The 13,815-nt window shown below is 66.2% G+C and carries 12 protein-coding genes; all 12 read left to right on the top strand.

Features of this window, described 5'->3' with window-relative positions; all coding sequences use genetic code 11:
- The coding region (gene murD / locus ABNS06_RS07585; RefSeq protein WP_348673636.1) for a UDP-N-acetylmuramoyl-L-alanine--D-glutamate ligase at positions 1-807 on the top strand (807 nt) is incomplete at its 5' end.
- Positions 795-1,979: a putative lipid II flippase FtsW gene (gene ftsW / locus ABNS06_RS07580; protein ID WP_348673635.1), complete on the top strand. Its 1,185-nt coding sequence runs from the start codon at positions 795-797 to the stop codon at positions 1,977-1,979. The genes murD and ftsW, both read left to right, overlap by 13 nt.
- Positions 1,976-3,040, top strand: coding sequence for an undecaprenyldiphospho-muramoylpentapeptide beta-N-acetylglucosaminyltransferase (murG, locus tag ABNS06_RS07575; RefSeq protein WP_348673634.1), 1,065 nt, complete (start codon positions 1,976-1,978; stop codon positions 3,038-3,040). Before ftsW ends, murG begins: the two co-directional genes overlap by 4 nt.
- Positions 3,037-4,461: a UDP-N-acetylmuramate--L-alanine ligase gene (murC, locus tag ABNS06_RS07570; protein WP_348673632.1), complete on the top strand. Its 1,425-nt coding sequence runs from the start codon at positions 3,037-3,039 to the stop codon at positions 4,459-4,461. Before murG ends, murC begins: the two co-directional genes overlap by 4 nt.
- Positions 4,458-5,345: a UDP-N-acetylmuramate dehydrogenase gene (gene murB / locus ABNS06_RS07565; protein ID WP_348673630.1), complete on the top strand. Its 888-nt coding sequence runs from the start codon at positions 4,458-4,460 to the stop codon at positions 5,343-5,345. The genes murC and murB overlap by 4 nt, the downstream gene beginning before the upstream one ends.
- Positions 5,342-6,286 (top strand): D-alanine--D-alanine ligase, encoded by a 945-nt coding sequence (locus ABNS06_RS07560; RefSeq protein ID WP_348673628.1) that lies wholly within the window; start codon positions 5,342-5,344, stop codon positions 6,284-6,286. The genes murB and ABNS06_RS07560 overlap by 4 nt, the downstream gene beginning before the upstream one ends.
- Positions 6,283-7,032 carry a cell division protein FtsQ/DivIB gene (locus tag ABNS06_RS07555; RefSeq protein WP_348673627.1) on the top strand — a complete coding sequence of 250 codons (750 nt, stop codon included), beginning with the start codon at positions 6,283-6,285 and terminating at the stop codon, positions 7,030-7,032. Before ABNS06_RS07560 ends, ABNS06_RS07555 begins: the two co-directional genes overlap by 4 nt.
- A 4-nt stretch (positions 7,033-7,036) precedes the next feature.
- Positions 7,037-8,269 (top strand): cell division protein FtsA, encoded by a 1,233-nt coding sequence (gene ftsA, locus ABNS06_RS07550; RefSeq protein ID WP_348673625.1) that lies wholly within the window; start codon positions 7,037-7,039, stop codon positions 8,267-8,269.
- 34 nt (positions 8,270-8,303) lie between these two features.
- On the top strand, positions 8,304-9,467 hold the full coding sequence (ftsZ, locus tag ABNS06_RS07545; protein ID WP_348673624.1) for a cell division protein FtsZ: 1,164 nt from the start codon (positions 8,304-8,306) through the stop codon (positions 9,465-9,467).
- Positions 9,468-9,709: 242 nt separating this feature from the next.
- Complete coding sequence (gene lpxC / locus ABNS06_RS07540; protein WP_348673622.1) at positions 9,710-10,627, top strand: UDP-3-O-acyl-N-acetylglucosamine deacetylase; 918 nt, start codon at positions 9,710-9,712, stop codon at positions 10,625-10,627.
- 457 nt (positions 10,628-11,084) lie between these two features.
- On the top strand, positions 11,085-12,023 hold the full coding sequence (locus tag ABNS06_RS07535; RefSeq protein ID WP_348673621.1) for a peptidoglycan DD-metalloendopeptidase family protein: 939 nt from the start codon (positions 11,085-11,087) through the stop codon (positions 12,021-12,023).
- Positions 12,024-12,191: 168 nt separating this feature from the next.
- The coding region (secA, locus tag ABNS06_RS07530) for a preprotein translocase subunit SecA (protein ID WP_348673619.1) at positions 12,192-13,815 on the top strand (1,624 nt) is incomplete at its 3' end.

The raw sequence follows: 13,815 nt of genomic DNA, 5'->3' as shown, positions 1-13,815 counted from the left end.
GCCTGCGTGCTCAATGTCAGCCCCGACCACATCGACCGGCACGGCACGCTGGAGCACTACGCGGCGCTGAAGGCCCGGATCTATCGAGGTGCTCGGCGCGCGGTGGTCAATCTCGACGATCCGGCCGTGCTGTCCATGCCGACGCCGGCCGTTCGCCGCAGCTTCAGCGCGCGGTCGGCCGCCGACTGGGAGATTCGCCAGCAGGCCGGGCAGTGGATGCTGTTCCGCCAGCAGGCGCCGTGGATCAGCGCGAACGAGTTGCGGCTGGTCGGCGTGCACAACCTGTCCAATGTCGCGGCGGCCCTGGCCCTGCTCGAATCCGTCGGCGTCGAGCCGGACAGCGTTCGCGAAGCCCTGATCGGCTTCCGTGGATTGCCCCATCGCTGCCAGTGGGTGGGTGAATGCGATGGCGTCACCTGGATCAACGATTCCAAGGGCACCAACGTTGGTGCGACGCTGGCGGCGCTGCAAGGCGTGAAACCGCCGATCGTGCTGCTGGCCGGCGGGCTCGCCAAGGGCGGTGATTTCCGGCCCTGGAGTGAACCGCTGGCCGAGCGCGGGCGGGCGGCCATTCTGTTCGGTCGTGATGCCGGGCTGATCCGGGCGCAGCTCGACGGCAGTCTGCCGATTCATGTCGAGCCGGATCTGGCTGCGAGCGTGCAACGGGCTCGCAGCATCGCCCAGCAGGGCGACACCGTGCTGTTGTCCCCGGGCTGCGCCAGTCAGGACCAGTTCCGTGACTACGTCGAGCGTGGCGACCGGTTCATCGCACTGGTCGGGGCGGGGGGTGACGCATGTCCCGCCTGAACCTGACGATGCTGCGGCCGACCCTGCAGGGGCGGTACACGGATCAGTGGTTGCTGGGCTCCGGCGCGCTGCTGCTCGTGTTCGGTCTGACCATGGTCGCCTCCGCGTCGGTCGCGGTCGCCGAGCGTCTGACCGGAGACATGCTGTTCTACTTTCGCCGTCAGCTGGCATTTGCCGGGGTAGGCGTCTTCGGGGCGCTGGTCATGTACAGCGTGCCGATGCGTTACTGGTCCAAGGCGGGCTTCGCGCTGCTCGGCGTCGGGTTGCTGCTGTTGCTGCTGGTCCTGATTCCCGGCATCGGTCATGAGGTGAATGGCGCGCGGCGCTGGCTGGACCTGGGTCCGGTGAACCTCCAGGCCTCCGAGGTGGCGCGGCTTTGCATCATTCTCTACCTCGCCAGTTACGTGACCCGGCATCGCGCGCAGGTCCAGACGCGGATTCGCGGGCTGCTGCGGCCGGTGCTTCCGCTGGGCGTGGCCGCCGTGCTGCTGCTCGCCGAGCCGGATTTCGGGTCCACGGCCGTGCTTCTGGCTGTTGCCGCCGTCATGCTGTTCCTGGCCGGCGCCAAGCTGTTGCACTTGCTGATTCTCGGGTCGGTCGGCGTCGGCACGCTGGCCATGCTGCTGGTGTCCTCGCCCTACCGCCTTCAGCGTCTGGCGAGTTTCCGTGACCCGTTCGCCGATCCGTTCAATGGTGGTTTCCAGCTCACCCAGTCGCTGATCGCGATCGGGCGGGGCGAGTGGACGGGCGTCGGGTTCGGCAACAGCATCCAGAAACTGCTCTACCTGCCGGAAACCCACACCGACTTCCTGTTCGCGGTGATCGCCGAGGAGTTGGGGCTGGTCGGTGTCGTCGCCCTGATGGCCGTGTTCGGCGTGCTGGTCTGGCGCGGTTTTCTGGTGGCGCAGACCGCGGCGGCCCGCGAAGACTATTTCAGCGCCTACGTCGCCTGGGCGATTGCCGCCTGGGTCGGCCTGCAGGCCTCGATCAACATCGCCGTGAACATGGGTGTGCTGCCCACCAAGGGCCTGACCATGCCGTTCATCAGCTACGGCGGCAGCAGCCTGGTGGTCACCTGCGCGTCGCTGGGACTGCTGCTGCGGGTGGATCGCGAAAACCGTATAGCGGCCAAGGCCGATGGTCCGGCCCGGTCCGCGGGAGCAGCGCGATGAAGGTCGCGATCGCTGCCGGCGGCACAGGCGGGCACGTGTTCCCGGGACTCGCCGTGGCCGAACGCCTGATGGAACTGGGCCACGAAGTGGTCTGGTTTGGCACGCGCCAGGGTTTCGAGGCCAGGATTCTCGAGCACAAGCCGATCCCTGCGCGGTGGATCACCATCGCCGGTGTGCGTGGCAAGGGTGCGCTGACGCTGTTGCAGGCACCGCTGCGATTGCTGCGCGCCGTGGTTCAGTGCTGGCGTCTGCTGCGGGATGAGCAGCCGGACGTGCTGCTGGGCATGGGTGGTTTCGTCGCCGGTCCCACGGGCCTGGCGTCGTGGCTGCGCCGCGTGCCGCTGGTGGTCCATGAACAGAACGCGGCGCCGGGCATGACCAATCGCGCGCTGTCACAACTGGCGACGGTGACCTTGCAGGCCTTTCCCGGTGCACTGGCGGATGCCGAGGTCGTCGGCAATCCGGTGCGCTCGGTGTTCGCCGCGCTGCCGGCGCCGGCGCAGCGTCAGGCGCCGGACGGACAACGGCCGCATCTGCTGGTCGTCGGCGGCAGCCAGGGTGCGAAGGCGTTGAATGAACTGGTCCCGGCGGCGCTGGGGCTGATCGAGCCCGATCTGCGCCCGGTCGTGACTCACCAGGGCGGGCGCACGCTGCATGTGGCCGAGGCCGCCTACCAGCAGGCGGCTGTCGAGGCGACCACGCAGGAATTCATAGACGACATTGCCGCCGCCTACGCGGCCGCGGACATCGTCGTATGCCGTTCCGGTGCGCTGACCGTGGCCGAACTCGCCGCGGCGGGCTGCCCGTCGATTCTCGTCCCGTTCCCGTTCGCGGTGGACGATCACCAGACCGCCAACGCGGCCTATCTGGCCGATGCGGATGCGGCGATCCTGATGCCGGAGGCTTCGTTGACGGCCGAGACGCTGGCCGCCGCGCTGAAGCCCCTGCTGGGCGATCGCGGCCGGCGTTTGCAGATGGCCGAAAACGCGCGCCGCATGGCCTGGCCGGATGCCTGCCAGCGGATCGTCGATGTCTGCCTGGACGCCGGAGGTGCCGCATGAGGCGTCTCAGCGTCGTGGATCAGCCGATGCGCCGGGTCAGCCGCATTCACATGATCGGCATCGGCGGGGTCGGCATGGCCGGCATCGCCGAGGTGCTGCTGAACCTGGGCTACCAGGTCGCGGGCAGCGATCTGCGCGTGTCGCCGACGGTCGAGCGTCTGCGCTCGCTGGGCGCCGAGATCGCGATCGGTCATGCCGCCGAGAATGTGGCGAATGCGGATGTCGTGGTCACCTCCACGGCGGTCGATCCGGAGAACCCCGAGGTCGTTTACGCGCAGGAGCACAGGATTCCGGTCGTGCGGCGGGCCGAAATGCTCGCCGAGCTGATGCGCTTTCGCTATGGCATCGCGGTGGCCGGAACCCACGGCAAGACCACGACCACCAGTCTGGTCGCGGCGGTGCTGGCGGAAGGCGAACTGGATCCGACCTTCGTGGTCGGCGGCAAGGTGCTGTCGGCTGGCGCGAACGCGCGGTTGGGCGCCGGTCCGTATCTGGTGGCCGAGGCCGATGAATCCGATGCGTCGTTCCTGCATCTGATGCCGCTGATGGCCGTGGTCACGAACATCGATTCGGATCATCTGGAAACCTACGGCGGCGAATTCGGGCAACTCAAGCGGACCTTCATCGAATTCATTCACCAGCTTCCGTTCTACGGATTGGCGGTGCTTTGCGTCGATGATCCGGTGGTCGAGAGCCTGTTGCCGGAGTTCGGTCGCCCCTACCTGACCTACGGCCTGAGCGAATCCGCCGATGTTCGCGCCAGCGATGTGCGGATCGACGGGGCGGGCAGCCACTTCGATCTGCATCTGCCAAACGCGGATGCGGCGTCACGCATTCACCTGAATCTGCCGGGCCAGCACAACGTGCTGAATGCGCTGGCGGCGGCCGCGGTCGCTCACGAGCTGGATGTCAGCGCCGAGGCGATCGGCCGCGCGCTCAGCCGGTTCGGCGGGATTGGGCGGCGCTGCGAACGGGTCGGGGAGATGGCCGTGGCGGGTGGTTCGGTGATGCTGGTCGACGATTACGGCCACCATCCGCGCGAGGTGCAGGCCACGCTGGCGGCGATGCGCGCGGCCTGGCCGGACCGGCGCCTGGTTGTGGTGTTCCAGCCACATCGCTACACCCGCACGCGCGACTTGTTCGACGATTTCTGCAATGTGCTGGCCGATGTCGACACGCTGGTGCTGAGCGAGGTGTATTCGGCCGGTGAAGCGCCAATCGCCGGCGCCGACGGACGCGCGCTGGCGCGCGGCATCCGGGCTCGCGGCAAATCGCAGCCGATCTTCGTCGAGTCGATCGCCGAAGTCCCCGACGTGCTGGAAGACGTGTTGCGGGCCGACGACGTGCTGCTGACGCTGGGCGCCGGAAACGTGGGCGGCCTGCCCGGAACATTGATGTCCCGCTTCGGGGGTGCCGCATGATGTCGCCCCTGCGAGGCGAGCTGCGGATCAACGAGCCGCTGATGCGCTACACGAGCTGGCGCGTCGGCGGGCCCACGGACCGCTATTACAAGCCGGCCGACGGCGATGATCTCGCCGAGTTCATGCATCGGCTGCCAACCGAGGAATCGATCCTGTGGATCGGCCTCGGCAGCAATCTGCTGGTTCGCGACGGCGGCTTCCGCGGGACCACGGTCAGTATTCATGGCGTGCTGGATACGGTCCGGCGCATCGATGACACGCGGGTGTTCGTCGAGGCCGGCGTGCACTGCGCGCGTCTGGCCAAGCTCGCGGCGAGCTGGGGACTGGCGGGCGCCGAGTTCTTCGCCGGTATCCCGGGCACCATGGGCGGCGCGCTGGCGATGAACGCTGGTGCCTGGGGTGGCGAGACCTGGTCGGTGGTGCGCAGCGTCAACGTGATCGGTCGTGACGGCACCACCCGCACACTGGATGCCGATGCGTTCGAGATCGGCTACCGCAGTGTGACGCCGCCGGAGCCCCATCTGTGGTTCGTCGCCGCCGAGCTGGAATTGCAGCCCGACGCCGATGGCGGCGCCGCCGAGCGGATTCGTACGATGATTGCCGAGCGCAAGGCCAAGCAGCCCGTGGGCAAGCTGTCCTGCGGGTCGGTATTCCGCAATCCGGCCGGCGACCACGCCGCGCGCCTGATCGAGGCCGCGGGGCTCAAGGGGCTGCGCATCGGCGATGCCGAGGTGTCGACCAAGCACGCCAACTTCATCATCAACCGTGGCCACGCCCTGGCGGCGGATATCGAGACGCTGATCGGCAAGGTGCGCGACACCGTGCGCCGCAGGTTCTCGGTGGAACTGATTCCGGAAGTGCGCATCATCGGGGAGGCGGCATGAACGCGGCGCTGCCCGATCCCAAGGCGTTTGGTCGCGTCGCCGTACTGATGGGTGGCTGGTCCGCCGAACGCGCGGTGTCGCTGGATTCCGGCACCTGTGTGCTGGACGCGTTGCTGGCCGCCGGGGTGGACGCGCACCGCGTCGACCCGCAACCCGCGGATCTGCTGGGGCTTAGGGCCGCCGGCTACGATCGCGCGTTCAACATCCTGCACGGCACGCCTGGCGAGGACGGCATCTTGCAGGGCGCCTGCTCGTTGCAGGGGCTGCCGGTGACCGGCAGCGGCTTGCAGGCCAGCGCGAATTCGCTGGACAAGGGCGCGACCAAGGCACTGTGGCGCCAGGCCGGTTTGCCGGTCGCCGACGATGTGCTGTTGCGCAATCCCGGGGATGCCGACATCGATGCCATCATCGATCGGCTTGGCCTGCCGGTGTTCGTCAAGCCGGCCTGGCAGGGCTCCAGCGTCGGCGTGGCTCGGGCCGCGGATGCGACCGGCCTGCGCAAGGCCATTGCCGCGGCCGCCGAGCATCCCGGTCCCGTGCTGGTGGAGGCGGAGATCCGCGGCGCCGAATATACGCTGGGCGTGGTCGGAAGGACGTGGCTGCCGCCGATCCGGATCGAGGCTGCCTCCGGTTTCTACGACTACGAAGCCAAGTACATCTCCGACGACACGCGCTACCTGATCCCCTGTGGTCTGGAGGCCGCGGCGCAGACGCGGATCACGGCCCTGGCCGCCGAGGCCTATCAGGTGCTCGGCTGTTCCGGCTGGGGTCGGGTGGATCTCATGGTTGGCGAAGACGGGCAGCCGCGGTTGCTGGAAGTGAACACGACACCGGGCATGACCACGCATTCGCTGGTACCCAAGGCCGCGGCCGCCTTCGGCTGGTCGATGGAAGAGCTGGTGCTGCGCATTCTGGCCGCGACGCTGGACGTGGCGCCGTGAGCGTGGCGATCGACGTGCTTCGTCCGGTGCGGGACGCCGCGGTCGATGCGCCGAGGCGCCCGTGGTTCGGCACGCTGATGCTGGCGCTGGTGACCGCGCTGGTCGTGTTCTGGGTGCTGGCCAGTCAGTCCGGGCCGCTGAACCTGGAGGTGCACGGCGTGGCCGCATCCGATCCACAGACCGTGCGTGCCGCGACCATCGGTTATCTCGATACCGGCTTGTTCAAGGTGTCGCCCACGGCGATTGAGCAAAGCCTGGAGGCGCTGCCGTGGGTGGCGTCGGCGCAGGTGTCCCGCCGGTTTCCGGATCGCCTGACCGCACGGGTGATCGAGCATCAGCCGGTCGCTCGCTGGGGCGATGCCGCATTGATCGCGGCGGACGGACGGATTTTCTCGCCGCCGGCCGAGAGCTGGCCGGCCGGGCTGCCCAGGCTGGACGGCCCCGCCGAGTCGCGCCAGGAAATGCTGGAGCAATGGGCGGTGCTGATGCGCACGCCCGCACTCGGTGACATCGGGCTGGCTGCGCTGGCCATCGACGATCGTGGCGCCTGGACCGCGGAGCTGTCCGATGGCGTGGTGCTGCGCCTCGGCCGCGCCGGCATCCCCGAACGCATGCAGCGCTTCGCCGGCCCTGTCCGCCGTGCGCTGGCGGATCGCTGGGACGAGGTCGCCACGATTGATCTTCGCTACACGAACGGATTTGCAGTGGGCTGGCGTGAACCCGCGCAGACCGCAGAGAGGAACTGACGCCATGTCGCGAAAACTTCAGAAGGAACTCATCGTCGGGCTCGATATCGGCACCTCGAAGGTCGCCGCCATCGTTGGCGAACTGAACGATGAACGGGTGATCGAGATCATCGGCATCGGCACGCATCCATCCACCGGAATGAAAAAAGGCGTGGTGGTCAACATCGAGTCCACCGTGCAATCGATCCGCCGGGCGGTGGAGGAGGCCGAGCTGATGGCCGGCTGCCGCATCCAGTCGGTGTACACCGGCATTTCCGGCAGCCACGTCAAGAGCCTGAACTCGCACGGCATCGTCGCGGTACGCAGCAAGGAGGTCAGCGAGGCCGATGTCGACCGCGTGATCGATGCCGCCTGCGCCGTGGCCATCCCGGCCGATCAGAAGACCCTGCATGTGCTGCCGCAGGAATTCGCGGTGGACGACCAGGAGGGCATCCAGGAGCCGATCGGCATGTCCGGCGTGCGTCTGGAAGCACGCGTGCACATGGTCACCGGCAGCGTCTCGGCCGCGCAGAACATCCACAAGTGCGTGCTGCGCTGCGGGCTGGATGTGGACAAGCTGATTCTCGAGCAGCTGGCGTCCAGCTACGCCGTGCTGACCGACGATGAAAAGGATCTGGGCGTCTGCATGGTCGACATCGGCGGGGGCACCAGTGACATCGCGGTGTTCCACAAGGGCGCGATCCGCCACACGGCAGTCATCCCCATCGCGGGCGACCAGGTCACCAACGATATCGCCGTGGCCCTGCGCACGCCGACGCAGCACGCCGACGCGATCAAGATCAAGTACGGCCACGCACTGCCGGAAATGCTGGAGCGCGACGAGCAGATCGAGGTCGACAGCGTGGGCGACCGCCCGCCGCGTCGCCTGTCACGGCTGACGCTGGCCGAGGTGATCCGCCCGCGCTACGAGGAGCTGTTCCTGCTCATTCAGCGCGAGCTGCGCCGCAGCGGCTTCGACGAAATGCTGGCCGGGGGGGTCGTGCTCACCGGTGGCAGCAGCAAGATGGCCGGCGTGGTCGAGCTTGCCGAGGAGGTCTTCGATCTCCCGGTGCGCTTGGGCATGCCACACACCGTACAGGGGCTGACCGACGTCGCCCGCAACCCGCAACACGCCACTGGCATCGGGTTGCTCATCTTCGGGCAGAGAAATCTCCCGCATTACACCGGACAACCCGAAGGGTCCGGTTTCGCACAGGTCTGGGAACGCATGAAGAGCTGGTTCCAAGGCAATTTCTGATCGACTTCTAGGGGCAACACAGAGGTACCACACCATGGCTGAGATCTTTGAACTCATCGAACACCAGCCGAATCGTCCAGTGATCAAGGTCATGGGCATCGGCGGCGGCGGCACCAACACGGTCAACCAGATGGTTGAAGCCGGGATTCAGGGTGTCGAATTCATTTGTGCCAACACGGACGTGCAGCATCTGGATGCTTGCTCGGCCGACACCATCCTGCAGCTTGGCTCGGGCGTGACTCGTGGTCTGGGTGCGGGAGCCGATCCCGAGGTGGGCCGCGCAGCGGCAATGGAGGATCGCGAGCGGATCCGCGAGACCATCGAGGGCTCCGACATGCTGTTCATCACCGCGGGCATGGGTGGTGGGACAGGCACCGGCGCCGCGCCGGTCGTCGCGGAGATCGCCCGCGAGCTGGAAATCCTCACGGTGGCTGTCGTGACCAAGCCGTTCCCGTTCGAGCGCAAGAAGCGCATGGACGTGGCCGGCCGCGGCATCGAGTCGCTGGAAGGCCTGGTCAACTCGTTGATCGTGATCCCGAACGAAAAGCTGCTGTCGGTTCTGGGCAAGAGCGTGACCGTCAAGAGCGCGTTCAAGTCGGCCAACGACGTGCTTCACAACGCCGTGCAGGGCATCGCCGAGCTGATCACCGCCGGTGGTCTGATCAACGTCGACTTCGCCGACGTCCGCAAGGTCATGTCGATTCCGGGCATGGCGATGATGGGCATCGGCCGCTCCTGCGGTGAGGATCGTGCCCGCGAAGCCGCCGAGACCGCGTTGGCCAGCCCGCTGCTGGATGAGCTGACGCTGACCGGCGCCGAGGGCGTACTGGTCAACATCACCGCTGGCGACGATCTGACCATGTTCGAGTTCCAGGTCGTCAACGAGGTGATCGGCGAAATGGCGGCCGAATCGGCCGAGGTGATCGTGGGTACCGCGCTGGATCCGAGCATGGGTGACGAGCTGCGTGTCACCGTCGTGGCGACGGGGCTGGGAGGTGGACAGAAGGCCCAGTCCTATGACGATCACGAAGTGGTGACGCCGATCAGTCGCGATGGTGGCGGGCAGGTGAAGTACGGCGATCTGGAAAAGCCGACCTACATCCGCCGCGAGAAGAAGAGCCGCCGGTTCGATGATCTGTCCGATCTGGACATCGAGGTGCTGGACGTGCCGGCGTTTCTGCGCAACCAGGCCGACTGAGCCGACATGGTGGGGGGATTCCTGAGCGGGACGGCGCGCGGTCCGGACCACCGCCACTCCCGGAGATCCATGCCCCTGTGGTATGGTGCCGGGTTTGGCGGCCGGGTATTGCCTTGAAGGCGTGCCCCGTCATCCAACCAAGAATCGCGGGGGCTGATTCCGAAACTTGTTGACCGACGGTCTGTCTCAGGCTGTCCGTCGATGCTTGGCAGTGTTCGGGCACAGCCGCTGAGGATAATGAGATGTTGAAGCAACGAACCGTGCAGCATCCGATTCGCGCCACTGGCGTGGGACTGCACACCGGCAAAAAGGTGTACATGGCCATCCGCCCGGCCCCGGCGGATTTCGGCATCGTATTTCGGCGCGTGGACCTGGACGGCACGCCCGATGTGAAAGCGGACGCCCACGCGGTGACCGATACGATGCTCAACACCACGCTGGAGGCGGACGGCACCAAGGTGTCGACCGTCGAACATCTCATGTCGGCTCTCGCGGGCCTCGGCATCGACAACGCGTTGATCGAGTTGTCGGCGCCCGAGGTCCCCATCATGGACGGCAGCGCCGGGCCTTTCGTGTTCCTGGTCCAGTCTGCCGGCATCCTCGAGCAGGATGCGCCCAAGCGCTTTATCCGGGTCAAGAAGCCGGTCCAGGTGACCGAGGACGACAAGTGGGCCCGCTTCGATCCGCACGATGGCTTCAAGGTCAGCTTCGGAATCGACTTCGAGCATCCGGTGTTTTCGTCCAGCAAGCAGCACGCAACCATCGATTTTTCGACGACGTCCTATGTCAAGGAAGTCTCGCGCGCCCGCACCTTCGGGTTCATGCGCGATGTGGAGTATCTGCGTGCGAACAATCTGGCTCTGGGCGCCAGTCTGGACAACGCGGTCGCACTGGACGAGTTCCGGGTGCTGAACAGCGACGGATTGCGCTACCAGGACGAATTCGTCCGCCACAAGATTCTCGACGCCATCGGTGATCTGTACCTGATGGGTCACAACCTGATCGGCGCGTTCACCGGCTACAAGTCCGGCCACGCGCTGAACAACAAGCTGCTGCGTGGACTGCTGGCTCAGCCGGATGCCTGGGAAATGGTGACCTTCGAGCGGGGAGAGCGCCCGCCGATCACCTACTCACCGCGTCCGGCCACCATCGCCGCCTGAGCTTGCGGCAGAAGAAAGCGTACGCACGAGCTGCCTGAGGGCCGAGGCCAATCTGGCATTGCTCGTGCTAACGGAGAGGCGACGCATGGATTCGATGTGTCGCGGGAGGGATTTGATCGGACGGTTCCGTTGCGCGGGTTTGGCTTGCACTGGAATGATGCAAAGCCTTATATCTGTGCAGGGTGCATCCAGCGTTGCGCCAACGGCGAGCATCAATGTGGTGCGGTGCTGGCGCGCTCGGGTGGCCCAGGCGGGAGAAGGCACGGCCAGTACGGCGGTTGCCCGATCCATCCGAACAAACCGAATGTGGTTGCAAAGCGGCGCTGGGAGGCGTTGCTGCAGCCGCTCTTGAAGCAGGACGGTCTGCTTGGCAGATCGGGACCAATCCCTGAGGGGGGAACGGTCTGAACGAATGCGATCCGAAAGAGATCGAGCGCGACGACCTAAACGATAAGACATGGAACTGATTGTAATCGACAACCGGCTGGGCCGATCCCGGCGCTGGCAATTTGATCCGCGCAGTCCCTGGATCATCGTCGTCGCAGTGGCGACGGTGGGGCTGTTCATTGCCGCGGGAATCGGAATCGGCCGGCTGACCGCGCCGGTGGCGACCGCGCAGGTCGAACTGCCCGATGACGTCACCGCCGAATGGCAGGCGGCCATTGACGAAAATCGTCAGGAAGTGGCGGATACGCGTCAGTATCTGCAGGAAAACACGCAGGCCCTGGCCCGCAAGGTCGCGCTGTTGCAGGCGGACATGATGCGCCTCAACGCGGCCGGCCAGCGTCTGATCGAGGTCGCCGACCTGGATGAAGGCGAGTTCGCGTTCGATGCGGTGCCCGCGGTGGGCGGTCCGGAGCTTGACGTGGAAGGCGAGTTGCCCGCGCTCGAGGATGTCAACGACACGCTGGGAGAGCTCGACCGCCAGATCGCGGATCGAGAGCGCGAAATGCGGGTGCTGGAGGATCTCATCCTCGCCAGCCGCCTCCAGAGCGAAGCGCATCCCGAAGGGCGTCCGATTCTCAGCGGATGGATTTCGTCGTTGTTCGGCACACGGACCGATCCGTTCACCGGGCGCCGCGCACAGCACTACGGCATGGACTTCGCCGGCCGCGAAGGTTCGGAAGTGGTTGCGGTCGCCAGTGGCGTGGTGACGTGGGCCGGGCGTCGCCACGGCTACGGGATGCTCGTGGAAATCAACCACGGCAACGGCTACGTCACGCGCTACGGCCACAACCAGAAGCACGAGGTCAAGGTTGGAGACCGCGTCGCCAAGGGTGAAGTGATCGCCCTCATGGGTAACACGGGACGCTCCACCGGTCCGCACGTCCATTTCGAAGTGCTGCGCAACGGTCGCGTCGTCAACCCGGCGAAGTACATCAAGTCGCAGGGCTGAGTCACGGGCCCGTCGCCCGTTTCGAGGTGGTCTGCCGTGGCGTTTCCGGTCGCGCCCACACCCGGAATACGCGTGTCGCCTGCATGCCGAGTCGTCTGCGTTACAATGCCGCGCCGCATCATTCGAAGCGGCCGTTGATTCCTGGCTCGCAGGCCCCACTCTGACCCCATGGCGAATACCTTCTTCAGCCGGTTGTTCGGCAGCCGGAACCAGCGCGTTTTAAGTCGAAAGCGCAGATTTGCGGATCAGGTCAACGCGCTGGAGGATTCGATCTCCGCGCTGGATGATCCATCGCTGCAGGCCAAGACCGACGAATTCCGCAATCGCTTGAAACAGGGCGAGAGCCTGGACGCGATGCTCCCCGAGGTGTTCGCCGTGGTCCGTGAAGCGGCCAGACGAGCGTTGGGGATGCGTCATTTCGACGTTCAGCTGATTGGCGGTTCGGTGCTGCACGACGGCAAGATCGCCGAGATGCGCACGGGTGAGGGCAAGACGCTGGTCGCCACGCTCGCGGCCTATGCCAACGCGCTGTCGGGCAAAGGCGTTCACATCATCACCGTCAACGACTACCTGGCCAGTCGCGACGCGGACTGGATGGGGCGGGTCTATCGTTTCCTTGGCCTGACCGTTGGTGTGGCGCTCTCCGGTCAGTCGCCGGACGAGAAGCGTGCGGCTTACGCCGCCGATATCACCTACGGGACGAACAACGAGTTCGGGTTCGACTATCTGCGCGACAACATGGCCTTCTCGGCGCAGGACAAGGTGCAGCGGGAACTGCATTTTGCGGTGGTCGACGAGGTCGACTCGATCCTGATCGATGAAGCGCGCACGCCGCTGATCATCTCCGGCCCGACGGACGACGACCCGAGTCTCTACCAGAAGATCAACTCCATCGTGCCCAAGCTGGTGCCTCAGGAGGAAGAGGACGGTCCCGGCGACTTTTCGGTGGACGAGAAGGGCAAGCAGGTCCACCTGACCGAGGACGGTCACGAGCGTGTCGAGCAGCTGCTGTCGGCGGCCGGTCTGCTGGCCGAGGGCGAAAGCCTCTACGACGCCCAGAACATCGTTCTGATGCATCACCTGAACGCCGCATTGCGTGCGCATCACCTGTTCAAGCGGGACGTGGACTACATTGTCCGCGGTGGTGACGTGGTCATCGTCGACGAGTTCACCGGTCGCACGATGCCGGGCCGGCGCTGGTCCGACGGCCTTCACCAGGCGATCGAGGCCAAGGAGGGTGTGGCGATCCAGCGCGAGAACCAGACGCTGGCGTCGATCACCTTCCAGAACTACTTCCGCCTCTACGACAAGCTGTCCGGCATGACCGGAACGGCGGATACGGAGGCCTTCGAGTTCCAGCAGATCTACGAACTGGAAGTCGTGGTGATCCCGACCAACCGGCCGACCCAGCGTCAGGACATGGGTGACCTGGTGTTCATGACGGCGCGTGAAAAATTCAACGCCATTGTCGACGACATCGCGGCGGCGCAGGAAAAGGGTGCGCCGGTGCTGGTCGGCACGGCCTCGATCGAGACCTCGGAATTGCTGCACAAGCTGCTGCAGGAGCGCAAGGTCCACCACGAGGTGCTCAACGCCAAGCAGCACGAGCGCGAGGCCGAGATCATCGCGCAGGCCGGCCGCCCGGGCGCCGTGACGATCGCGACGAACATGGCGGGCCGCGGCACCGACATCGTGCTGGGCGGCAGCCTGGACGCCGAACTGGCTGCGCTGCCGGAAGACGATGCCGACGGCCGGGCTGCGGTGCAGGCTGACTGGCAGGCGCGGCACGACG

It is taken from the genome of uncultured Abyssibacter sp., assembly GCF_964000955.1.
Classification (GTDB): domain Bacteria; phylum Pseudomonadota; class Gammaproteobacteria; order Nevskiales; family OUC007; genus Abyssibacter.
Note: the sequence above shows the minus strand (reverse complement) of the source record. Positions and strands in the feature narration are given on the sequence as shown.